Source organism: Streptomyces coacervatus, from assembly GCF_029223485.1.
Taxonomy (GTDB): Bacteria; Actinomycetota; Actinomycetes; order Streptomycetales; family Streptomycetaceae; genus Streptomyces; species Streptomyces coacervatus.
On record NZ_JARHTP010000004.1, the window covers coordinates 437907 to 458625 of the forward strand.

Consider the following 20719-nt stretch of genomic DNA (forward strand, 5'->3'; position numbering starts at 1 on the left):
GTTTCCGGGCCGTTGGTCCCGAGTGTCGTCGTGCGCATGAACTCTGCCTGCTTCCTGTGGGCGATTGTGGTGGTCTTCCTCGTCGGTGGCGGGGTGGGCGTAAGGCGCGGGAGGGCTGCCTGGCTGCGGCTTCCTCCTCCGCAATGTCCTCGGGCCGCACGTTCGCGCTCATGGCACTCGGCCACTCCGTGTACAAGACGGTCAGGGCTGGGTTCCCGACACCCGCAACGCTCCCCCGCGCACGCGTCACGAGCCAGACCGCGCTGTGCCAGGGAACCGCGTTCAGGGGCATGACAGGGCCCCCCACGCGCCTACCGGCAGGTCACCTGCGCCCGCACACTCGAAGGCATGACACGTGAGCAGCCCGCCGGCGGGGGCACCGAGCTGGGCAGCTTCCTGCGCGCCCGCCGGGTCCGGATCGCCCCCGCCGAGGCCGGTCTCACCGTCGGCCCGGGACTGCGCCGCACCCCCGGTCTGCGCCGTGAGGAAGTGGCCACCCTCGCCGGCATCAGCATCGACTACTACAACCGCTTGGAGCGCGGCAAGGAAACCCGGCCCAGCCCGTCCGTCGTCGATGCCCTGGCCCTTGCCCTGCGTCTGGAGGAGGACGAACACGAGCACCTGCGCAACCTTGCCGTCCTCGCCGCCCGCACCGCGCCGGAACCCCCGGCGCCGCCCAGCCGGACCATTAGGCCGGGCGTGAAGGTGCTGTTGGAGAGTCTTCGGCCGAACCCCGCGCACGTGGTCAGCCGTACCAACGACCTGCTCGCGGCCAACCCCGGCGGGCTGAGGCTGCTGGCCGGAATCGAGGAGTGGCCGGTCAGGCAGCGCAACATCGCCCGCTACGTCTTCCTGCACCCCGCGGCCCGCGACCTCTTCCACGACTGGGCCACCCAGGTCCGAGGCTGCGTCGCCCGCCTGCGCGCGCTCGCCGGCACCGACCCGGACGCTCCCGACCTGACCCGGCTCGTGGGTGAACTCCTTTTGAAGAGCCCGGAGTTCGCCCGCCTGTGGGAGCGCTACGACATCAAGGGCAACCCCTACGGCCGTAAGACCTTCCACCACCCGGAGGTCGGCGACCTCACCCTCGGCTACCAGACCATGGAACTGGAAGACACCCCCGGCCACCGGCTCATCACGTACTACGCCGAGCCAGGCACCGCCGACTACGACGCCCTCGTCCTCCTGGACATGCTCGGCGCCCAGCCGACGCCTCACGATCACGAACCGACGTCTTCCGAAGAAGAACCCACGTCGTCTTCTACCTGAACTGTCAGGCCTGCGTGCGTCGTTGCTGTTCGACCTGCGTATCGAGCTGCCCGGCGGACTGCGGTGCGGTCATGTCGAGCAGGAGCATGGCGTCGTGGTCGGGGGTCCCGGGTTCGGCGGTGTAGACGCCGAGGCGTTGGCCAGGGGTCTCCTCCAGCTGCATGCTCTGGCCGCTGAGGGTGAGGGTTCCGACCTGGGGGTGATGGAAGGTCTTCTGGCTCTTCTTGCGCCCGACGACGTCGTAGCGCTCCCACAGCTTGACGAAGTCCGGGCTCTTGAGCAGGAGCTCACCCACCAGGCTCGTGAGATCCGGGGCGTCCGAGTCGGTGCCGGCCACGGCGCGGAGCCGGGCGACGCAGCCGCGGACCTGGTTGTCCCAGTCGGGGAAGAGAGTGGGCGCCGTGGGGTGCAGGAAGAGGTAGCGCGCCAGGTTGCGCTGGGTGGCGGGCCAGTCGGCAAGGCCCGCGTACAGGGCGAGGCCGCCGGGGTTCCAGGCGAGCAGGTCCATGCTGCGGCTGACGATGTAGGCCGGGCTCGGTCGCAGGGTTTCCAGCACCAGCTTCAGGTGCGGGCCCACGGTTCGGCTGGGCGGCGGCGAAGGCTCGGGCGCATACCTGGCCGCTCGGGCGGCCAGCCCGCGCAGGTGCTGGTGCTCGGCGTCGTCAAGGTGAAGGGCGCGGGCAATGGCGTCGAGCACGGAGGGACTGGGACGGGTCTCCTTGCCGCGCTCCAGACGGACGTAGTAGTCGATGCTGATGCCGGCCAGCGTCGCCAACTCCTCACGGCGCAGACCGGGGGTCCGGCGCAGGCCCGTGCCCACGGTGAGGCCGACCTGGTCAGGGCTGGTCTGGGTGCGACGGGCGCGCAGGAACCGGCCGAGTTCCACGTCGGCGCTGCTGCTGCTCTGCTCGGATGCCATAGCGCCAGTGTCACCCCGCGCTGACCTGCGTGGCAGTCGTGTGGGGGGCCCTGTCGCACCCCTGAACGCCGGTACCTGGCACAGCTCGGCCTGCCACCGGCGCCGGAAAGGCGCGAGGCTCGATTTCCGACAGCACATCCGGCCTTCCCAGTGCAGGAGAACCCCTTGTCCACGTCCGCCTCGCCCACGTCGCCCCCAGTCGGCGCGGCCGGTCCGCCGCCGCAGAGCAAGTCCGGCGCGCGCCTTGCGCTGGCCGCCGTACTGCTCGGCTTCTTCACCATCATGGTCGACGCGATGATCGTGAACGTGGCGCTGCCCTCGATCGGACGCGGCTTCGGCAGCGGGATGACCGGGCTGCAGTGGGTGGTCGACGGCTACACCCTCGCCTTCGCCGCGTTCCTGCTGTCCGCGGGCGCGGTCAGTGACCGTATCGGCGCCCGACAGGCGTTCGCCTGGGGCCTGGGTCTGTTCGTGACGGCATCCGCGGTCTGCGCGATGGCGCCGAATCTGGGCGTTCTGGTGGCGGCGCGGCTGGTGCAGGGAGCCGGTGCCGCGCTCGTCGTCCCGTCCTCCCTCGCCCTGCTGCGCGAGACCTTCCCCGACCCGGCGGCCCGCGCGAAGGCGATCGCCCTTTGGGGCGTGGGCGGCTCTGTGGGCGCCGCAGCCGGGCCCGTGGCCGGGGGACTGCTCACCCTCATCGACTGGCGGATGATCTTCTTCGTCAACCTGCCCGTCGGCGCGGTGGCCCTGCTGCTCCTCAAGCGCGCGCCGCGCTCCCCGCGGCGGGAGGTGCCGTTCGACTGGACCGGCCAGTTGGCCGCCGTCGCAGCCATGGGCGCGCTCACCTACGCGGTCATCGAGGCCGGTGCCGACGGATTCGGCGCCGGGCGAGTCCTGGTCGCCTTCGCGGTGGCGATCGTGGCGGCCGTGGTCTACCTGGTCGCACAGGCCCGTGGACGGCATCCGATGACGCCGCTGCCGCTGCTGCGCTCCCGGACGATGTCGCTCGCTGCCGCCATCGGATTCGCCCTGAACGTCGGGTTCTACGGAATGATCTTCCTGCTGGGCCTGTATCTCCAGCAGGTGCACGGCCTGAGCACGCTCGCCACCGGCGTGGCCTTCCTGCCGATGACCGTGCTCACCTCCTTCATGGGTCCTGTCGCCGCCCGCCTCGCGACACGCTTCGGAGCGCGTATACCGGTGGTCATCGGCCAGGGCCTGATGGCGGCGGGTCTGCTGGCGATGGTGACGCTGCCCGCCGACGCGCCCGTGTGGCTGTCGGTGGCGCTGATGGTGCCGGTCGGAGCCGGCGGCGCGATGGCCGTGACCGCGCTGGTGTCGCTGCTGCTGGAGAACGTGCCGGCCGAGCGGGCCGGTGTCGCCAGCGGCGTGCTGAACGCTGCCCGCCAGCTCGGTGGCGCCCTGGCCGTCGCGGTCTTCGGCGCACTGGTCGCCGACCGGACCGGGTTCGTCTCCGGTCTGCACACCAGCCTGCTGATCGCCGCGGCAACCGTGGCGGTGAGCACCCTGGCCACCGTGCTGCTCCGTGCCCGAGTCCCTCACCAGACCCCGGCCAATGCCACCGAACCGGGCTCACGCCTGATCGAACGCTGACCGGCCACCTCCCCCCCTCTTCCGTACAGAAGGAAAAATCCATGCAGACCGTCACCCTCAACAACGGCGTCGAGATGCCGATCCTCGGCTTCGGCGTGTTCCAGATCCCGGCGGAGGAGACCGAGCGGGCCGTCACCGACGCGCTCGCGGCCGGCTACCGGCTGCTCGACACCGCCGCCTCGTACGGCAACGAGGAGTCCGTCGGTCTCGCCATCAAGGCCAGCGGCATCCCGCGCGCTGAACTGTTCGTCACCACCAAGCTGTATGTCCAGGACGCGCCCGCCGAGGAGAACACCAAGCGCGCCTTCGAGACCTCGCTGAACAAACTCGGCCTGGACTACCTCGACCTGTATCTGATGCACCAGCCCTACGGTGACGTGTACGGCCAGTGGCGCGCCATGGAGGCCCTCCACCACGAGGGCAGCGCCAAGGCGATCGGCGTCGCCAACTTCTACCCCGACCGGCTCCTCGACCTCATCATCAACAACGAGGTCACCCCCGCCGTCAACCAGATCGAGACGCACCCCTTCTTCCAGCGCGCCGACTACCAGGAGCTGATGCGCGAGCACGGCGTCCAGATCCAGTCGTGGGGCGGCTTCGCCGAGGGCAAGAACAACCTCTTCACCAATCCGGTCCTGAGCGGGATCGGCGAGAAGCACGGCAAGTCGGTGGCGCAGGTCGTGCTCCGCTGGCTGACCCAGCGCGGCGTCGTCGCGATCCCCAAGTCCGTGCGCCCCGACCGCATGGCGGAGAACCTCGACGTCTTCGACTTCGAGCTCACCGACGACCAGATGGCATCCATCGCCACCCTGGAAACCGGCGCCTCGCTGTTCTTCGACCACCACGACCCGGCCATCGTCAGCTGGCTCAGCGCGCGGCGCTTGGACGGCTGACCCGGCAAGCGGCGGCAGCCGCTCCATGACTCACCCGTGCGGGTGCCTTCGCCCGTCCGGACCGAGGCACCCGCACGGGAGGGTCCTCCGTCTCGTCGCCGTCCTCACGGCGACGCCCACCTCACGGACGAGGGCCTGATCATGTCCCAGAACATCACCGACGGCGTCGACGCCGAGGACATCGTCGTACGGGGCGGCCGACTGCACGTCAAGAACAACCCTGCGCGCGGGGAGACATACCGACAGCTCCTCACCCGCAACAACCGCACGCACCTCGAAGCCCTCGGCTCCTGGACACCGGGGCAGTCCCGGTCCTCGATGTACGCGTACGGAGCCGTATTCGCCGAGGTCGGTGTGGACGCCCGCCTGGGCCTGGTCAGGGTGCGGCGGATGCTCGGCGTCTTCGACGCGGGCCGCATCATCAGCCCCAAGCTCGCCGACAGCCAGGCCATCGGCGCCATGGTCGGCGGTATCGGCGCGGCTCTGCTGGAGCACACGGTCACCGACCATCGCGACGGCCGGATCGTCAACGCCAATCTGGCCGACTACCTGGTCCCGGTCAACGCCGACGTCCCGGACCTGAAGGCGATCTACGTCGACGGCAGGGACGACGAGGCCGACCCGCTCGGTGTCAAGGGCCTCGGCGAGGTCGTCCTGGTGGGTGTGGCACCCGCGATCGCCAATGCCGTCTTCCACGCCACGGGCCGACGGGTGCGGCAACTGCCCATCACAGCCGAGTCCCTGCTCTGAGCCGAGCCCGGGCAGCGGCCGGTGACCGCACCGCTGCCCGGGCCCCGGAGCCGTCCCTCCCGGAGACCCACCCATGCTGAATATCGCGGACACGCTGAGCACTTGGTGCCGCGAGGCCCGCCCTTTCGCCCTCGCCACCGTGGTCGAGGTCAGCGGCAGCGCACCGATGCCCGTCGGCACCGCCCTGGCCGTGGATGTCGACGGCAGCGCGGTTGACTGAGAACGCCCACTGCTCAGCCCGGGTACTTCCCTGTGGGGGTCGCACCGCGACCTTGATCCGCCTGGTCGAGAACCACAGCGTCGTAATCGGGCGTGTCCGGCAGGGCGTAGTACGTCACCAGGCAATGGCCCGGGGTGCCTTCGATCAACAAGGACTGATAGCGGAGGGTGAGAGCGCCGACTTCAGGATGCTGCAGTGTCTTGTGCCCGTGGGCGAACGCCCTCTCGTCGTAGGACTCCCACAACTGGGTGAACTCCGGGCTCTTGAGGAGCAGTTCATCGACGAGCTCAGCGAGATCGGGAGCGTCCGGGTCCGTGCCTGCCAGGGCACGCAGCCGGGCGACGCAGCCACGGGTCATCACCTCCCAGTCGGGGAAGAGCTCGCGGGCGATCGGGGGGGAGGAAGACGTACCTCGCGATGTTGCGCTGCTTGACTGGCCGGCGTTCGATGCCGGTCAGCGTCCGCAGTCCTCCCAGGTTGGAGGCGAGCAGGTCCATGGTGCAGCTGAGCACGCGGGCCGGGACGGGGCGCAAGCCAAGGTCGTCCAAGAGCTTGTGCTCGGTTTCCCCGAGACGCAACGCCTACGCGAGGGCGTCGAGGACGGCTGGGCTGGGGTAGATCTCGCTGCCGTGTTCCAGGCGGACGTAGTAGTCGATGCTCACCCCGGCGGGGGTGGCCCACGCCGCCGCATGCGGGACTACGTGCGCGCACCTCGGTAAACGCTTTTCGACGACGATTGAAGTGATGGCAAGTCGCGCGCAGAACTGCGAGGTTGAGGGCTGTCCACGTCACCTACCTCGGGATGCTCATGACCAGGACCTCGCCCCGTGCCGGCCGACTCGCAGGCTCCGTGGCCTGCGCGTTCATCCTTGTCAGCACCTTGACGAGTGCTGCCGTCGCACAGCCCTCCGGGAGCGACTCTGCCGCCCGCGCGGCCGCGTCCAACTGCCTGCGCGATGAGAACGCCACCAACCACTGGTGGTGCAACAACAAGGCGGGAATCCGTGTCGAGTGGGACGGAGAGACCGTCGGCTACCTCAACAGCACCACCAACTGGTTCACCTGCCGATACGAAGGCGACTACACGGGCGGCGGCGGTCCTCACCCCTTCCGCTGGATCTACACGCTCGCCGACAGTCCGCACCGCAGCCATGGCGGCTGGGGCTTCGTGAAGGACAGCGACGTCTACGACGAGACCAACCCGCTGCCGCCCTGCTGAAGCCGAGCCCGCGCTGGTACATCGCCCCCCCAGTGAACGGCCCCGCTCCGGCGGGGCCGTTCGCGTGTCCCCGCAGCTCCCGGGGCGATCACGGGATGCCGAATGCGATCTGGGCCCCTGCTGGCGGCGCGGCGGACGTACTTCGAGGCGAGTTCCCCGGCCGCGCTCTTCACGGCCTCCTTGCCGACGTCCGCCGGCACGACGGCGGCTCCGGCCTCGGCGAAGGCGCGGGCCGTCGCGAGTCCCATGCCTGACGCCGCGCCCGTAACGAGCGCCACCTTGTTCTCGAAGTCGTAGGTCGGGTTCATGGTGTGCGTCGCTCCGGTCATCGGCCGGTCAAAGACCGGGTCCGGGCGTGTCAGGCACTGGTGTCGTCGTAGCCCAGGTTGCCGCCCAGTTCGCGGGAGGCTTCGGCCTGGGCGAGGAGTTCACGTGCCTTGGCCTCGACGCCTTCGATGGCGTCGGCTCCGGCGACGAAGCGCTGCAGAGGCTTGTCCTGGTCGGCGATGGTGAGCAGGGCGCGGGCGAGCTTGGCGGGGTCGCCGCTCTGCTGGCCGTTCATGCTTTTCCAGGCCGCGACGGTGGCGGTGGTGCGTTCGGCGTAGTCGTCGATGGTCGGCTCGGGCCAGGTGGTGGAGGCGTCCACGAGCAGCTCGGTGCGGAAGAAGCCGGGCTCCACGACCGTGGTGTGGATGCCGTAGGGCTCGACGTCGTAGCGCAGTGACTCCATCCAGCCCTCGACGCCGAACTTGGAGGCGGCGTAGGCGACGCAGAACTCCTGGCCGATGATGCCGGCGGAGGAGGAGAGGGTGATGACGTGCCCGGCGCGCTGCTTGCGCAGGACGGGCAGGACGGCGCGGGCGACGTTCATCGGGCCGAAGAGGTTGGTCTCGATCTGCTGGCGCATCTGCGCGGGCGTGATCTCCTCGAAGTAGCCGGCGAAGAAATTGCCGGCGTTGTTGATCAGGACGTCGATGCGGTCGAAGCGGTCGACGGCGGCCTGCGCGGCGGCCTCGGCGTCCTCCAGGCTGGTGACGTCCAGCTTGGTGACCAGCAGGTTGTCCTGCGGCCCACCGAGGGCCTTCTCGACCTCTTCGGGGCGGCGGCCGGTGGCGACGACCTGGTGGCCCGTGGCGAGGGCCTCGCGGGCGATGTCCGTGCCCAGACCGCGTCCGGCACCGGTGACGAGAATGACCTTGCTCATGAGGGGTTCCTTTTTCAGGCGCCGTGACCCGGCGCTCAGTGGGGTGTGGTGGTGAGGTGTGCGTGTGCCTGTGGGTCAGGCCTGGTCGGTGGGCATGATCCACAGTTCGCCGACGGAGGCGTGGCGGGGGCGGGTGACCATGTAGGCGACACCGTCGGCGATGTCGTCGGGGGCGAGGACCTCGGTCTGCTCGTAGAAGGTGCCGATCGCTTCGCGGACCTCGGGCTTGTGGTCGTTGTGCGAGCCGAGCTCGGTGTCCACACCGCCCGGCTCCAGGACGCCGACGCGGACGTGGCGCTGGGTGACCTCCTGGCGCAGGGACTCGGTGAAGCCGTTCACGCCGAACTTGGTGAGGTTGTAGACGCCGTAGCCGTTCCAGGCGACGCGGCCTGCGATGGAGCTGATGTTGACGATGTCGGCGACTCGGCGCGGACCGTCCTCGGCGGCCTTGAGCAGGTGCGGGAGGGCGGCGCGGGTGGTGTAGAGCAGGCCCTGGACGTTGACGGCGATCATGCGCTCCCATTCGTCGGCGTCCGCGCCGACGACGGGGCCCAGGAGCATCAGGCCGGCGTTGTTGACCAGGGTGTCAAGGCGTCCGAAGTGCTCGACGGTCCGCTGTACGGCGGCCTCGGCCTGGGCGCGGTCGGTGATGTCCGCTTCCACGACGAGCGCGGTGCCGCCTGCCTTTTCGATCTCGGCGGCCAGGTCGGTCAGGCGGTCCTTGCGGCGGGCCACGAGGGCGACACAGGCGCCGTCATCGGCGAGCCGGCGGGCGGTGGCGGCGCCGATACCGCTGCTCGCGCCCGTGACGAGCGCGACGGTACCGGTCAGCTTCGTTGCCATGGGGGTGTCCTGTTCTTCTTCGTTCTCTGGATGTGCGGCGTGGGGCCGACGGGGAATCCGTACGTGCCGACGGGCGCGGTGAGCGCCGGTCATTGCAATGGCGTAGGGGGACGGCGGGGGAAGCGCGGCGCTCCGCTGCTATCCGGCGGGGATGGCGCCCATCTGCTGGAGGATGCCGAGCATGTCGAGCTGGGCGCGCTCCTCGACGATCTTGCCGTGGGACAGGCGGTAGAAGGCGAAGCTCTCCGCGTGGATCTTCTTGCCCGTGCCCTCGACTCCGGCGAAGGGTCCCTCGTGCGTGCCGGTCATGGTGTAGCGGATGGCCACGGTGTCGCCCTCGGCCCGCATGTCCTCCACCGTCCACTTGAGGTCGGGGAAGGCCTTCATGTTGACGGCGACGATGCCGAGGTAGGTGTCCCGGCCCTGCTGCGTCGTTCCGCCGAAGTGCATGACGATGTCCGGGCTGATGAACTTCCTCGCCAGCGCGGGGTCGCCGGTGGGCAGGAACTCGCTGGTGAAGCGCTGCATGACGCGCTTGTTCACCTGCGCGGTTCCGTGGTTCCACGGGACGGACTCCGCCGCGACGCGAGACGACGAGCCGGAGCCGGCGTTGCCGCCGGCCGCGTCCGCGGCACCCGATCCGAAAGCCGCGAGGCCGAGCGCTCCCAGCGCCGTGACGACGACGGCCGACTTGGGGTATCGACGCATGATTCGTCCTTCTGATTACGAGGATCGCAGCGCCGACGGCGCCGCAGAGGGGCTGGATACGGCTGTAGAAGCGCCGCCGTATCCGGGCCGTTCACACCGCCGTGCGCGGTGCACCACCAACAGAACCGTTTGTCACGGGCGTGTGGGAGTCCCTGATGAGGGGGTCACTGAGAGGGACTCCCAGCCAGCAGCAAGCGTTCGTAGAGTGAGCACATGGCAGGAAGAAAAGACCCTTATGGCACCAATCGCGATATCCGCGGTGATTTCCGTGCGGAGATCCGGGAATTCCTGGGCACGCGACGGGCCAGGGTCACCCCTGAGCAGGCCGGACTGCCCTCGTACGGGGGAGACCGTCGGCGGGTCACCGGGCTGCGCCGGGAGGAGGTGGCCCTGCTGGCGGGCATCTCCAGCGAGTACTACACCCGGCTGGAGCGCGGCAACGCCATCGGCGTCTCCGAGAGCGTCATCGACGGCATTGCGCAAGCACTGCGACTCGACGAGGCCGAGCGCATCCACCTGCTCGACCTCCTGCGCGGCGCCGGCGCGACCCGTCCCCCGCGCCACAAGCCCGCCCAGCAGCGTGTACGCCCAGCGGTGCAGCGCGTCCTCGACTCGATGACCGGCACCCCCGCGTTCGTCCTCAGCGGACGCCTGGACATCCTGGCCGCCAACGCCCTCGGGCGGGCACTGTTCTCACTGGTCTACGCCGACCCGGCGCGGCCGCCGAACAACGCCCGGTTCGTCTTCCTCGACCCGCACGCACCCGAGTTCTTTCGCGACTGGGACGAGGTCGCGAACGACGTGGTCGCCATGCTGCGCGCCGAGGCCGGCCGCGATGCCTACGACCGGCGGCTGACGGACATGATCGGGGAACTGTCCACCCGCAGCGAGGACTTCCGGCGCCGCTGGGCGGCCCACAACGTCCGCATCCACACCACCGGCCTGAAGCGTCTCCACCACCCGGTCGTCGGCGACCTCGACCTGCCCTTCGAGACCTTCCCTCTCGGGGGCGACGCCAGCCAGAGCCTACTCACCTACACCGCTGAGCCCGCGTCACGTTCGCAGGACGCCCTGAACCTGCTGGCCAGTTGGGCCGCCACCACTGACGACATCGACGAGTCCGAGCCGGTCGACGACTCTGAGCCGGCTGAGTCGGCTGGATCGGCCGAGACCGCCGACTGACCGACAAGCCGCAGACCCTGCCCCCCGGTCACGGCATCGGGGAGGTCCAGGCACACCGCGGCCTGCCATGCGACCGGCCCGTCCCACAGGCCGGCGGAAGAGATCCCTTTCGACCTTGTAGGGCGAACGCCACGGCGTACGGCACCGGACGTCCGCAGACACCCGAGAGACACGGAGCACCATTCATGAAGCACATCAAGCTGGGGACCCTGGACGTTTCCCGCATCGGCCTGGGCTCGATGGGCATGAACGCCTTCTACACCGGACACAGCCAGGACGAAGTCGAGTCGATCCGTACCATCCACCGGGCGTTCGACCTGGGCGTCACCTTCATCGACACTGCCGAGGTGTACGGGCCGTTCACCAACGAGGAACTCGTCGGCCGGGCCGTCAAGAGGCGTCGTGACGAGGTCGTCGTGGCGACGAAGTTCGGTTTCCTTTCGCACTCGGGCCGCGCCGCCGGCTCCCTGGACAGCAGTCCCGCGAGCATCCGTACCGCGGTCGAGGGTTCCCTGAAGCGGCTCGGCACCGACTACATCGACCTGTACTACCAGCACCGGGTCGACCCGGACACGCCCATCGAGGACACCTTTGGCGCGCTGGCGGAACTGGTCGCCGAGGGCAAGATCCGCCACATCGGTCTCTCCGAAGCCGGGGTCAGGACGATCCGCCGTGCCCACGCCGTCCACCCGGTCACCGCCCTGCAGTCGGAGTACTCCCTGTGGACCCGCGACCCGGAGGAGGAGGTGCTGACAGTGCTGCGCGAGCTGGGCATCGGCTTCGTGCCGTACTCGCCGCTCGGCCACGGATTCCTCACCGGTCAGATCCGCTCGACGGAGGACCTCGCCGACGACGACTGGCGCAAGACCAACCCGCGTTTCATGGGCGAGAACTTCCAGCGCAACCTGCGCGTGGCCGACGAGGTCAAGGCCATCGCCGACGAGGTCGGCGCCACCCCGGCGCAAGTGGCCCTGGCCTGGCTGCTGGCCCAGGGCGACGACATCGCCCCGATCCCTGGCACCAAGCGCGTCGAGCGCGTCGAGGAGAACACCGCCGCCGACGGCATCGAACTGAGCACCGAGCAGATCGCCAAGCTCGACAACCTCACCCCGGCCTCCGGCGACAGCCACAACGAGGCGGGCATGCGGCTCCTGGAGCGCTGACCCGGCTTGCCCGCCTCCGGCACAGCACGGCCATGCGGGGAACGTTCCGACGAGGTGGCCACCATCGACGCCCTCGGAACCGGGAAGCCAAGTCGCCCCGCCCCGGAGGACACCCGGCCCAGAAGCTGTGGATCGTGCCGGCACCATCCCAGCGGCCCGCGTTCGCTACGACGAACGGATCCAGGACTGACCAGAGGCCGGTAAGACGGGCGGTGCGGCGCACGCGCCCCGAGTGGCCCTACGCCTCGGGGATCTCCATGCCGAACGCTTCGAGGGTGATGCTGTCGGGCTCGGGGCCACCCCGCACGCCGGTGTTCAGCGCGTCGATCGCGGCAAGCTGCTCCGTGGTGAGCTCGAAGTCGAAGACGTCAAAGTTCTCGGCAATGCGCGCGGGCTTGGTCGACTTCGGGATCACCGAGCGGCCCTGCTGCAGGTGCCAGCGCAGCATCACCTGCGCGGCCGACTTGCCGTGGCTGCGCGCGATGTCGAGCAGCGTCGGGTCGTCGATGGTGCTCTTCTCGCCACCGCGGTAGGAGGTGATACCACCGATGGGCGACCAGGCCTGCGTCACGATGCCGTTCTGGGCATGCACCTGCTCCAGCTCGGTCTGCTGGAAGTACGGGTGGAACTCGATCTGGTTCACGGCGGGCACGACGGACGTCTCGGCCAGAAGGCGGCCGAGGTGCTCGGGCATGAAATTGCTGACACCGATGGCGCGGACCCGGCCGTCGGCGAGCAGCTTCTCCAGCGCCCGGTAGGCGTCGAGCGTGCGGTCGAAAGCAGAGGTCAGCGGCTGGTGGAGGAGCAGCAGGTCGAGCTGGTCGACGCCGAGCTTGACGGCGCTCTTGTCGAAGGCGTGCAGGGTGGCGTCGTAGCCGTAGTCGCTGATCCAGACCTTTGTCTCGATGAAGACATCATCGCGGGCGACACCCGAGCGTCCGAAGCCCTCGCCGACCTCGCGCTCGTTGAGGTACGCGGCGGCCGTGTCGATGTGGCGGTAGCCGAGGCGAAGGGCCTCCTCGACCGCGGCGCTCGTGACATCGGGCGGGGTCTGGAAGACACCGAGCCCGAGGGCCGGCATCTCCACACCGTTGTTCAGAGTGATCGTGTTCTTGGGCATGCCTCGACGGTAGGCACGAGTCGGGCACGAGTGAGAGTCACTGCCGTTATCCCCCGCGCATGATCGCCCGTATGCGGGCGGCGCCGGCGCTGGGGGACACTGACAGACACTCCCACGCAGGCCACCGCGCGGTTACGGTCGATTGCATGGACCTTGGCGGAGACGTTCAGCAGTTCCTCACCAGGATGCGGGCACGCCTCACTCCAGAGGAGGCCGGTGTGACGGTCTTCGGCGGCGAGCGCCGGGTCCCCGGACTGCGCCGCGAGGAGGTCGCACAGCTCGCCGGAGTGAGCACGGCGTACTACACGCGGATGGAGCGCGGGAACCTCCGTGGAGTCTCCGAGAGCGTGCTGCGGTCGCTTGCCCGCACCCTGAAGATGAATGACGCCGAGACCGAGCATTTGTTCGACCTGGCGAGAGCGGCTTCCCAAGGAGCCAGGACGCCCCGCGCCAGGCCGCGGCCCCGTCTGCCGCAGGCGGCGGCCAGGCTCATCGATGCCATGGGGGACGTCCCGACCGTCGCGCTCGGGCGCCTCGGCGACGTGGTCGGGGCCAACGCCCTCGGACGTGCACTGTTCCCGCACCTGTTCCCCGAGACCGGCGAACCACTCAACCACACGCGCTACCTCTTCCTCGACGATCGCGCCCACGAGTTCTACACCGACTGGGAAGGCAGCGCCCGCCACGCCGTGTCGGCCCTACGCCTCATCGCCGGTCGCGACCCCTCGGACGCCGCCCTCATGACCCTCGTCGGCGAGCTCGCCACGCACAGCCCCGAGTTCCGTACCTGGTGGGCAGGTCACACGGTGACGGTCCATGCAGCCGGAACGAAAGCGATCCGCCACCCCGTCGTGGGTGAACTCACGGTCACCTTCGAGACCTTGGCGCTGGGATCGAGTCCCGACGTCAAGCTCGTCACCTACCTCGCCGAGCCGGGCACCCCATCGGCCGACGCCCTCGACCTGCTCCGAAGCTGGGTCGCAACCACACCCACGTCCACCGGGCGCGAGCACTCCACACCCCAGTCGCCGGCACGCGGGCAGGCCAAACCGGAAGGCACTCCCAACCCGTAGGCCCCAGCGTCCCGGTGCGGGCCAAGCCGGAGCGGAACGACCGAAGTCAGTGCTCCGGAACATCAGACCGACCAGGACCCGTCTGCGGTACTGGTACCGCAGACGGGTCACTAATCCGTACCGCGCCCGCCACTCAGTGCAGTCGGGCGGTCAGGTGGTACCGGCCGGATGGCATCCGGTACGAGGACACCCCGTCCGCGTGGCCGACGAAACGCACCCCGTCCGCTCCTGACAGCGGCCTTCGTCCTTCGCGGACAGCATCCGCGGAAGCGGCCGGGAGGCGAAGCGTCGCCTCGCTGTTCGCGGGAACGACAGCGTCGTACACCAGAGTCCGGCCCGCGTCCTCGACCGCCCATTCGCTGCGGATCTCGCCGTACGGCGATTCGTACGCTCCCGCGACTCGCGTGATCCGACCCGTGGGATCGATGTGGGGTTGCAGGACGAAGTGCTTGAAGCCGGGGCTCTCCGGGTCGCGGGCGATGCCGGCCATATACACGTACATCCACTCCATGATCGCGCCGTAGGCGTAGTGGTTGAAGGAGTTCATGCTGACCGGGCCGAACCCGTCCGTCTTCGAGTACGAGTTCCAGCGCTCCCAGACCGTCGTCGCACCGTTCTTCACCGAGAACAGCCAGGACGGCAGCGCGTCCTGGTGGAGGAGCTTGTACGCCAGGTCCGCGCGGCCTTCGTCGGCGAGGACGGGTGCGAGTACGTTAACGCCGAGGAAGCCGACGGAGAGGGTGTTCTCTGCGTATTTGACCCGGCTGCTGTTCGGATGGGCCGCCTTGTAGGCCGCGTCGTTGCCGATGTTGTCCGCCAACAGGCCGACGAGCGTGCGGCGTTGGGCTTCCGTCTCGTAGAAGCCGAGCTTGAGGACCCACAGCAGGGCGGTCTGGCTGTTGTCCTCCGTCTTCTGGTTGGGATCGGCACCCGGTTCGATCGGGGAGGCGTCACCGAGGCTGGACTTCACCGTGATCGTGCCGCCCTCGGTGGACAGGTACTTGGTGATGAAGGCCTGCTTGATACGCGCGAAGAGTTGCTCGTATGTCTCCCCCTCCGCCGGCCGCCCGATCGCGCGGGCCATCCGTGCCATCAGCTGCGCGCTGTAGCCGTAGTAGATGTCGCTCATCATCTGGGCGCTGGTCTTCTGCGGGGCCAGCCAGTCACCCGTGAGGGAGCCCTGTCCGGCGTAGGTGTCGCCGGTCTGCTGCCGGATCCAGTCCAGGTAGCGGGTCAGCGCGGGCCAGCTGCGCTCGATGACGGTCGTGTCACCGGTCATCTGCCACACGGTCCACGGCAGGACGACCCCGCAGTCCGCCCAACCACTACCGCCTCCGGGGAAGTTGTACCGCCCGCCGGGGGCGACCCCGGTGAACTGGGCCTTGTCCGCACCGTAGATGACCGCGGAGTCGACGACCGTGTCCTGGAAGTGGCTGAGGAAGACACCGGCGTCGGCGTTGTACAGGCCGGTGGCGGAGAAGACCTGCGTGTCGCCGGTCCAGCCGAGGCGTTCGTCGCGCTGAGGACAGTCGGTGGGCACCCAGAGGTAGTTGCCTCGTTGTCCCCAACGGATGTTGCTCGCCAGCTGGTTGATGTCGGGATCGTTGGTGGTGACGGTGCCGATCTCGCGGATCGCGGACGTGGCGACCTTGCCGGTCAGGCCGGTGATCGTGACCTTCTCGGAGGCGGTGACGGACACGTAGCGGAAGCCGTAGAAGGTCAGGGAGTCCTGGTGGGTCTCGCCGTGCCGGTCGCCCTTGAGGATGTAGGTGCTGGTGGCCTTCGCGCTGCGGAGGTTGGCCCGGTAGACGGAGCCCACGGGGCCGTCCGCGCCGGTGCTGTCGTCGTTGAGCATCTCGCCGAACTTGAACTCGACCTTGGCCCCGGCCGGTCCGCGCAGACTGTAGCGGGCCACGCCGACCATGTTCTGCCCGAGGTCGAAGATCGCGGCCTCTCCGCCGGCGATCGTGACCGGAGCCGAGGCCGCCTTCGCGGGGTCGGTCACCGTCCGGGCGCGGTCCACGACGATGTGCCCTCGGCCGTTGGGGCTGCCGTCCTGCCCGGTCACCCCGGTGGCCACGGTGATCGACTGCGGTCGGCGGTCCCAGCGGTGCATGAAGCGTGCGGACTCGCCCGGGTAGGCGAGGAGCTGTACGTCCGGGTACTTGTCCTCGAAGGCGACGCGTTCCACGTCCGACCAGGCCGAGGCGTCGAAGCCGTGCGACGTCCAGCCCGACAGCTCCATCCGGGCGTCGTAGTTCTGGCCGTCGTAGATGTCGTCGGCCCGGTACGGGCCGGTGTCCGTGGCCTTCCAGCCGCCCTCCGATGTCGTGACGACCGTCTGCGAGGTGCCGTCGGCGTATCGGATCAGCAGTTTGGCCTTGAGCGCCAGGGCGTTGCCGCTCCTGGAGTAGTACGTACTCCCGTCGGAGATACGGCCGTTGTACCAGCCGTTGCCCAGGACGACCCCGATGGTGACGGCCGGCTCCCGTGTCACCAGGTCCGTGACGTCGTAGGTCAGGTAGTTGAGGCGCGTGTCGTAGTTGGTCCAGCCCGGAGGCAGCAGTTCGATGGTGGTGCCGCCGTCCTGCTCCACGGTGACGTGGTGTCCGTTGACGTAGGCCTCGTAGACGCCGAGGGCGGCGACGTACAACCGTGCCTCGCGGATCTGTGACCTCTTCTTGAGAGCTGCTTCCTTTCTGAGCATCGGTGCCCCGGCCGAGTTGGACGTCTTTCCCTTCATCGCGATCCACTGCGCCCCGTCCCAGTTGGCCGCGCCGTCGGTGCTCATCAGGCCGGTCTCGAAGAACGAGGGGGATGCGGTGCCGACGGGGCGGCCTTCGGCGTCCCAGACGGTGACGGTCCAGTGGTAGCGGGTCGAGGCGCCGAGTGACCTGCCCGTGTAGCGGACGGCCACCGAGTCGGAGGAGCGGACGCGGCCGCTGTTCCAGACGTCCGCGCGGGCGGAGGTCAGTTTGTCCGGCGAGCTCGCGACGAGAATCTGGTACGCCCCTTGGCTTCGGCCACGGACTGCCGACCGCATGAACCAGCCGAAGCGCGGTCGGGCGGCGTCCACGCCCAGGGGTTCCGTGCGGTGTTCCACGGTCAGACCGGACACGGCGGAATCCTCCACCCGCCGGGAGGACTCCGCGTACGCCGTGCCTCCGCCGCTCAGGGTGCGGGCCACTACCGCCGCGCCCGCCGTCGCCGCAAGCACGGTCCGACGGCGGACCCCGCCGGCGTGTCTGCCGGGCCGGTCACTGTTCTCGACGCCACGGTCCGCGTCGACTGCGTCGTGTCGTTCATCGCTCACACCATCATCCCTTCGGTTTCCACACGCGTTGCAGAGGGCGGTCAGGAGCCGGCCTTGTAGTCGGCGTCCATCTCGTCGAGGAGCTTCTTGGGGGTGGACTGGCCGCTGAAGATCTCCTGGAGGCCGCTGAGCATGGTCTGCTGGACCTTGGCGTTGGGCCACAGCTGGTCCATGAACGGGACGGTGCGGCCCGACTTGATGAACTGGCTCAGCTCGGCGAGCGAGGGGTCCGCCGCGAAGCCCGTGTCTGGCAGGGAGGGCAGACCACCCTGCTTCTTGACGAACAGGTTCATGCCCTCCGGTGACATCACGAAGTTCACGAATTTCAGGGCGAGTTCGGGGTTCTTCGCCTTGGCGTTGACGCCGTAGCCGGCGCCGGCTGCCGCCGGGATGAGGGTCTCGGACGGGGTGTCGGTGGCGGGCAGCGCCTTGAGCGTGAAGGTGGCCTTCGGGTTCTTCTGCTTGAGCAGGGCGATCACCCAGTTGCCCTGCACGATGCCCAACGTCTTGCCGGTGGCGGCGAGTTGCTGACTGGCTTCGTAGTTGGTGCCCAGCGGGTTCTTCTGGAAGCAGCCGGTCTTCTCCATCGTCAGGTACTTGTCGAGGGCCGTGGTCCACGGCGACTTGGCGAAGGTGATCTGGCCGGCCTGCATCTTCTTGTCGAAGTCGCGGTCGTGGCCGTAGACGGTCGTGGCGACGAACGCGTACAGGACGAGCTGAGTCACCCAGTTGTCCTGGTTGCCCAGCGCGAAGGCGGGAGTTCCCTTGGCCTTCGCGGCCTTGCAGAAAGCCAGCAGCTTGGTCCAGGTGTCCGGCGGGGTGAGCCCGGCCTTTGCCATGGCCTGCTGGTTGTAGACGGCGCCGATGCCGTTCTGCCCGAAGATCGCGTTATACGTCTTCCCGTTGTACTGGGCGACCGTCTTGATCGGGCCGGGCATCTTGGCGGCCCAGGGCTGGTCCGAGAGGTCGCGCAGATAGCCCGGCTTGGCCAGGACGTAGGTGGCGCCCGGGTTGCCGTTGCCGGGCCAGACCGACATCACGTCGGGCGCGGTGCCCGAGGAGAGCTGGGTGCGGATCTGCTGCTGGTACTGGTCGGCGCCGCTGGTGGTGTAGCGGACCTTGACGCCCGGGTTGGCCTTCTCGAACGCCTTGACGACGTCCTCGACCGAGCCCTGGTCGACGGAGGCGAGGGTCAGTGTCTTGGATCCGCCCGAGCCGCCGCCGGAGCCGGCCTTGGTGCCGCCACTGCACGCGGCGAGCACGGCCATGGACGTCGCCGCGGCGATCAGGACCGGGAGTGTGCGTGTGTTCATGATGTCCCCCTCGGGGAAGAGCCACCGGGCATGAGGGATGGGTGGGCGTCGGGGGTCGTCCCCGAGTGGGGTGTCATCCCCGCAGCCCTCCCGCGAAGCCGTTGATGATGCTGCGCTGCAGCAGGAAGTAGACGATCAGGACGGGCAGGATGCTGATCACCAGCGCGGCGAAGATGAGGTTCCAGTCGGTGACGTACTGACCGACGAAGCCCGCGATCGCGACCGGCATGGTCTGCTGGGCGCTGCCGCTGAGGTACAGCAGCGGGGTGAAGAAGTCGTTCCAGACGGCGACCGCGTTGAGCACCAGCGCCGTCACCGTGACCGGCTTGAGCATCGGCAGGACGACGTACCGGAAACCCTGCAGCGGGGTGCAGCCGTCGATGAGCGCCGCGTCCTCGAAGTCGCGGGGCAGGGCACGCAGGAAGCCGACGTAGAGGAAGACGGTGAACGGGACTTGGAGGCCGGAGTAGAAGAGGACCAGTGCCCAGGGGGTGCCGAGCAGGCCCATGTCGCGCATGGTCTGGTACAGGGGCAACGAGGCCAGCTGGAAGGGCAGTACCAAGCCCAACAAGAAGCCCAGGTACGTTCCGCGAGACCAGCGGGCCGTGACGCGGGCCAGCGGGTACGCCGCGAGCGACGAGACCGCCAGCACGACGGCGACGCTGCACACCGTCACCAGCACGCTGTTGGCCAACGCCCCGCCGAGAGCGCCCTGTTGCCAGGCCTGGCTGAAGTTGTGCAGGGTCGGCGAGGTGGTCGGGCTGATCGGTGACGAGGTGTCGGATGCCGGCCGTACGGCCAGATTGACCAGGACGTAGACCGGGAAGCCGATGAAGAGGGCGACAGCGATCATCGCCAGTTCCAGGGCGAGGGTACGGCGGCGGTAGCGGTTCACGACGTGGCCCTCTCGCTGCGGGACAGCACGGCGTACTGCCCGGTCGAGACGACCGCCACGATGATGGTGAGGACGACCGCGAGCGCGATGCTGTAGCCGAACTCGCCCAGGGTGAAGGCGTCTTTGTAGATGAGGGTGGAGAGGGTGTCGGTCGCGTGGCCGGGTCCGCCGCCCGTCAACGCGTAGACCTGGTCGAAGAGTTTGATCCCGCCGATGATCGACAGCATCAGGTTGATGGTGAAGGCCGGGGCCAGCAGGGGCCGGGTGACCGACCAGAAGCGTCGTACGGCACCCGCCCCGTCGATGGCCGCCGCTTCGTGCACCTCCTTCGGAACCGACTGCAGCCCGGCCAGGAAGATGACCATCGAGTAGCCCGCGAACTGCCAGACGATCACCCCGACCACCGCCCACAGCGCGAGCCGCGGGCTGCCCAGCCAGTCCTGCCGCCAGGCGTCCAGACCGACCGCGCCGAGCAGGCTGTTGACCGCGCCGTCCGGGCCGAGGAGGTTGCGCCAGAGGTAGGCAGTGACGATCGGGGTGATCACGGCCGGCGCGAACAGGAAGACCCGGAGCAGATTGCGGGACTTGATGGCCGTGTTGACGCCGAGCGCCAGCAACAGGCCGACGGCGTTCTGCACGACGGTGATGGACACGGCGATCAGCAAGGTGTGCCAGATGGCCTGCTTCGCGTCCGCGTCGCGGAACATCTCGGAGAAGTTGTCCAGGCCGATGAAGGAGAAGTGCGGGTCGAGGCCGTCCCAGTCGGTGAAGGCGTAGTACACACCGCGTGCGCTCGGCACCAGGACGACGAAGGCGAACAGCAGCATCGCGGGCAGCGCAAACCACCAGGGCGGGGTGGTGCGGGCCCGCCGGACGCATGGCGCAGGCACCCCGTCCGGGGGGTGATCGTGGTCCGGAAGCTGTTCGTGTGGGGCGAGAGTCACCGGGAACCTCCTCTCCTGAAACGTTTCAAACGGGTCGCCGAATGTGGAGTCCGACCAGCGCAAGCGATGGACGCCTG

At 68.9% G+C, this 20719-nt stretch carries 18 protein-coding genes and 3 pseudogenes; 9 read left to right on the forward strand and 12 right to left on the reverse strand.

Translation table 11 applies throughout. From position 1 onward, the window contains the following. The first annotated feature begins 348 nt into the window (after positions 1-348). Positions 349-1269, forward strand: coding sequence for a helix-turn-helix transcriptional regulator (locus P2Q00_RS12875; protein WP_275772483.1), 921 nt, complete (start codon positions 349-351; stop codon positions 1267-1269). Positions 1270-1273: 4 nt separating this feature from the next. On the opposite strand, the gene P2Q00_RS12880 is transcribed toward P2Q00_RS12875, so the two are convergent. Next, positions 1274-2188, reverse strand: a complete 915-nt coding sequence (locus tag P2Q00_RS12880) for a helix-turn-helix transcriptional regulator (RefSeq protein WP_275772485.1) — start codon at positions 2186-2188, stop codon at positions 1274-1276. A gap of 165 nt (positions 2189-2353) precedes the next feature. On the opposite strand from P2Q00_RS12880, the gene P2Q00_RS12885 reads away from it, so the two are divergent. From P2Q00_RS12885 to P2Q00_RS12900, 4 genes and pseudogenes are all read left to right on the forward strand, one after another. After that, on the forward strand, positions 2354-3802 hold the full coding sequence (locus P2Q00_RS12885; RefSeq protein ID WP_275772486.1) for an MFS transporter: 1449 nt from the start codon (positions 2354-2356) through the stop codon (positions 3800-3802). Positions 3803-3843: 41 nt separating this feature from the next. Next, the gene (locus tag P2Q00_RS12890; RefSeq protein WP_275772488.1) at positions 3844-4695 is read left to right on the forward strand and encodes an aldo/keto reductase; all 852 of its coding nucleotides are present in this window, start codon (positions 3844-3846) and stop codon (positions 4693-4695) included. A gap of 162 nt (positions 4696-4857) precedes the next feature. After that, positions 4858-5445, forward strand: a pseudogene (locus P2Q00_RS12895) (xanthine dehydrogenase family protein molybdopterin-binding subunit); the annotation flags it as partial. 73 nt (positions 5446-5518) lie between these two features. Continuing rightward, positions 5519-5659: pseudogene (locus tag P2Q00_RS12900) on the forward strand (XdhC family protein); the annotation flags it as partial. Positions 5660-5678: 19 nt separating this feature from the next. Here P2Q00_RS12900 and P2Q00_RS50755 read toward each other — a convergent pair. Together P2Q00_RS50755 and P2Q00_RS50760 are read right to left on the reverse strand one after the other, a co-directional pair. Further along, the gene (locus tag P2Q00_RS50755) at positions 5679-6023 is read right to left on the reverse strand and encodes an MmyB family transcriptional regulator (RefSeq protein ID WP_338059309.1); all 345 of its coding nucleotides are present in this window, start codon (positions 6021-6023) and stop codon (positions 5679-5681) included. After that, positions 5953-6162, reverse strand: coding sequence for a hypothetical protein (locus tag P2Q00_RS50760; RefSeq protein WP_338059310.1), 210 nt, complete (start codon positions 6160-6162; stop codon positions 5953-5955). The genes P2Q00_RS50755 and P2Q00_RS50760 overlap by 71 nt, the downstream gene beginning before the upstream one ends. Positions 6163-6545: 383 nt before the next feature. Here P2Q00_RS50760 and P2Q00_RS12910 point away from each other — a divergent pair, with 383 nt between their 5' ends. Further along, on the forward strand, positions 6546-6884 hold the full coding sequence (locus P2Q00_RS12910) for a hypothetical protein (protein WP_275772489.1): 339 nt from the start codon (positions 6546-6548) through the stop codon (positions 6882-6884). 146 nt (positions 6885-7030) lie between these two features. Here P2Q00_RS12910 and P2Q00_RS12915 read toward each other — a convergent pair. The 4 genes and pseudogenes from P2Q00_RS12915 to P2Q00_RS12930 form a co-directional block, all read right to left on the reverse strand. Next, positions 7031-7192 (reverse strand): annotated as a pseudogene (locus P2Q00_RS12915) (SDR family NAD(P)-dependent oxidoreductase); the annotation flags it as partial. Positions 7193-7242: 50 nt separating this feature from the next. Beyond that, entirely contained in the window at positions 7243-8088 is an 846-nt protein-coding gene (locus P2Q00_RS12920) for an SDR family oxidoreductase (RefSeq protein WP_275772491.1), read from the reverse strand. Between the two features lie 75 nt (positions 8089-8163). Continuing rightward, positions 8164-8931, reverse strand: coding sequence for an SDR family NAD(P)-dependent oxidoreductase (locus P2Q00_RS12925; protein WP_275772492.1), 768 nt, complete (start codon positions 8929-8931; stop codon positions 8164-8166). Positions 8932-9069: 138 nt separating this feature from the next. Then, a complete protein-coding gene (locus P2Q00_RS12930) occupies positions 9070-9639 on the reverse strand; it encodes an ester cyclase (RefSeq protein ID WP_275772493.1) in 570 nt (189 codons plus the stop codon). Between the two features lie 213 nt (positions 9640-9852). Here P2Q00_RS12930 and P2Q00_RS12935 point away from each other — a divergent pair, with 213 nt between their 5' ends. Beyond that, positions 9853-10821 carry a helix-turn-helix transcriptional regulator gene (locus tag P2Q00_RS12935; protein ID WP_275772495.1) on the forward strand — a complete coding sequence of 323 codons (969 nt, stop codon included), beginning with the start codon at positions 9853-9855 and terminating at the stop codon, positions 10819-10821. Positions 10822-11006: 185 nt separating this feature from the next. Further along, the gene (locus P2Q00_RS12940) at positions 11007-11984 is read left to right on the forward strand and encodes an aldo/keto reductase (RefSeq protein ID WP_275772497.1); all 978 of its coding nucleotides are present in this window, start codon (positions 11007-11009) and stop codon (positions 11982-11984) included. 238 nt (positions 11985-12222) lie between these two features. Here the strand turns inward: P2Q00_RS12940 and P2Q00_RS12945 are convergent, their stop codons facing one another. Continuing rightward, complete coding sequence (locus P2Q00_RS12945) at positions 12223-13104, reverse strand: aldo/keto reductase (RefSeq protein WP_275772499.1); 882 nt, start codon at positions 13102-13104, stop codon at positions 12223-12225. 146 nt (positions 13105-13250) lie between these two features. Here P2Q00_RS12945 and P2Q00_RS12950 point away from each other — a divergent pair, with 146 nt between their 5' ends. Continuing rightward, complete coding sequence (locus P2Q00_RS12950; protein ID WP_275772501.1) at positions 13251-14177, forward strand: helix-turn-helix transcriptional regulator; 927 nt, start codon at positions 13251-13253, stop codon at positions 14175-14177. Between the two features lie 133 nt (positions 14178-14310). On the opposite strand, the gene P2Q00_RS12955 is transcribed toward P2Q00_RS12950, so the two are convergent. The 4 genes from P2Q00_RS12955 to P2Q00_RS12970 form a co-directional block, all read right to left on the reverse strand. Continuing rightward, entirely contained in the window at positions 14311-17490 is a 3180-nt protein-coding gene (locus P2Q00_RS12955) for a family 78 glycoside hydrolase catalytic domain (RefSeq protein WP_425579581.1), read from the reverse strand. Positions 17491-17531: 41 nt separating this feature from the next. Continuing rightward, positions 17532-18803: an ABC transporter substrate-binding protein gene (locus tag P2Q00_RS12960; protein ID WP_275772502.1), complete on the reverse strand. Its 1272-nt coding sequence runs from the start codon at positions 18801-18803 to the stop codon at positions 17532-17534. Positions 18804-18876: 73 nt separating this feature from the next. Further along, positions 18877-19698: a carbohydrate ABC transporter permease gene (locus P2Q00_RS12965; protein ID WP_275772504.1), complete on the reverse strand. Its 822-nt coding sequence runs from the start codon at positions 19696-19698 to the stop codon at positions 18877-18879. Next, entirely contained in the window at positions 19695-20642 is a 948-nt protein-coding gene (locus P2Q00_RS12970) for a carbohydrate ABC transporter permease (RefSeq protein WP_275772505.1), read from the reverse strand. Before P2Q00_RS12970 ends, P2Q00_RS12965 begins: the two co-directional genes overlap by 4 nt. Positions 20643-20719: the final 77 nt, after the last annotated feature.

Excerpts from the sequence above, each read along its gene's own strand:
- P2Q00_RS12925 (WP_275772492.1), bottom strand. The coding sequence starts at position 8,931 with ATGGCAACGAAGCTGACCGGTACCGTCGCGCTCGTCACGGGCGCGAGC.
- P2Q00_RS12940 (WP_275772497.1), top strand. The coding sequence starts at position 11,007 with ATGAAGCACATCAAGCTGGGGACCCTGGACGTTTCCCGCATCGGCCTG.
- P2Q00_RS12950 (WP_275772501.1), top strand. The coding sequence starts at position 13,251 with ATGGACCTTGGCGGAGACGTTCAGCAGTTCCTCACCAGGATGCGGGCA.
- P2Q00_RS50760 (WP_338059310.1), bottom strand. The coding sequence starts at position 6,162 with ATGGACCTGCTCGCCTCCAACCTGGGAGGACTGCGGACGCTGACCGGC.
- P2Q00_RS12890 (WP_275772488.1), top strand. The coding sequence starts at position 3,844 with ATGCAGACCGTCACCCTCAACAACGGCGTCGAGATGCCGATCCTCGGC.
- P2Q00_RS50755 (WP_338059309.1), bottom strand. The coding sequence starts at position 6,023 with ATGACCCGTGGCTGCGTCGCCCGGCTGCGTGCCCTGGCAGGCACGGAC.
- P2Q00_RS12880 (WP_275772485.1), bottom strand. The coding sequence starts at position 2,188 with ATGGCATCCGAGCAGAGCAGCAGCAGCGCCGACGTGGAACTCGGCCGG.
- P2Q00_RS12875 (WP_275772483.1), top strand. The coding sequence starts at position 349 with ATGACACGTGAGCAGCCCGCCGGCGGGGGCACCGAGCTGGGCAGCTTC.
- P2Q00_RS12945 (WP_275772499.1), bottom strand. The coding sequence starts at position 13,104 with ATGCCCAAGAACACGATCACTCTGAACAACGGTGTGGAGATGCCGGCC.
- P2Q00_RS12920 (WP_275772491.1), bottom strand. The coding sequence starts at position 8,088 with ATGAGCAAGGTCATTCTCGTCACCGGTGCCGGACGCGGTCTGGGCACG.
- P2Q00_RS12930 (WP_275772493.1), bottom strand. The coding sequence starts at position 9,639 with ATGCGTCGATACCCCAAGTCGGCCGTCGTCGTCACGGCGCTGGGAGCG.
- P2Q00_RS12960 (WP_275772502.1), bottom strand. The coding sequence starts at position 18,803 with ATGAACACACGCACACTCCCGGTCCTGATCGCCGCGGCGACGTCCATG.
- P2Q00_RS12935 (WP_275772495.1), top strand. The coding sequence starts at position 9,853 with ATGGCAGGAAGAAAAGACCCTTATGGCACCAATCGCGATATCCGCGGT.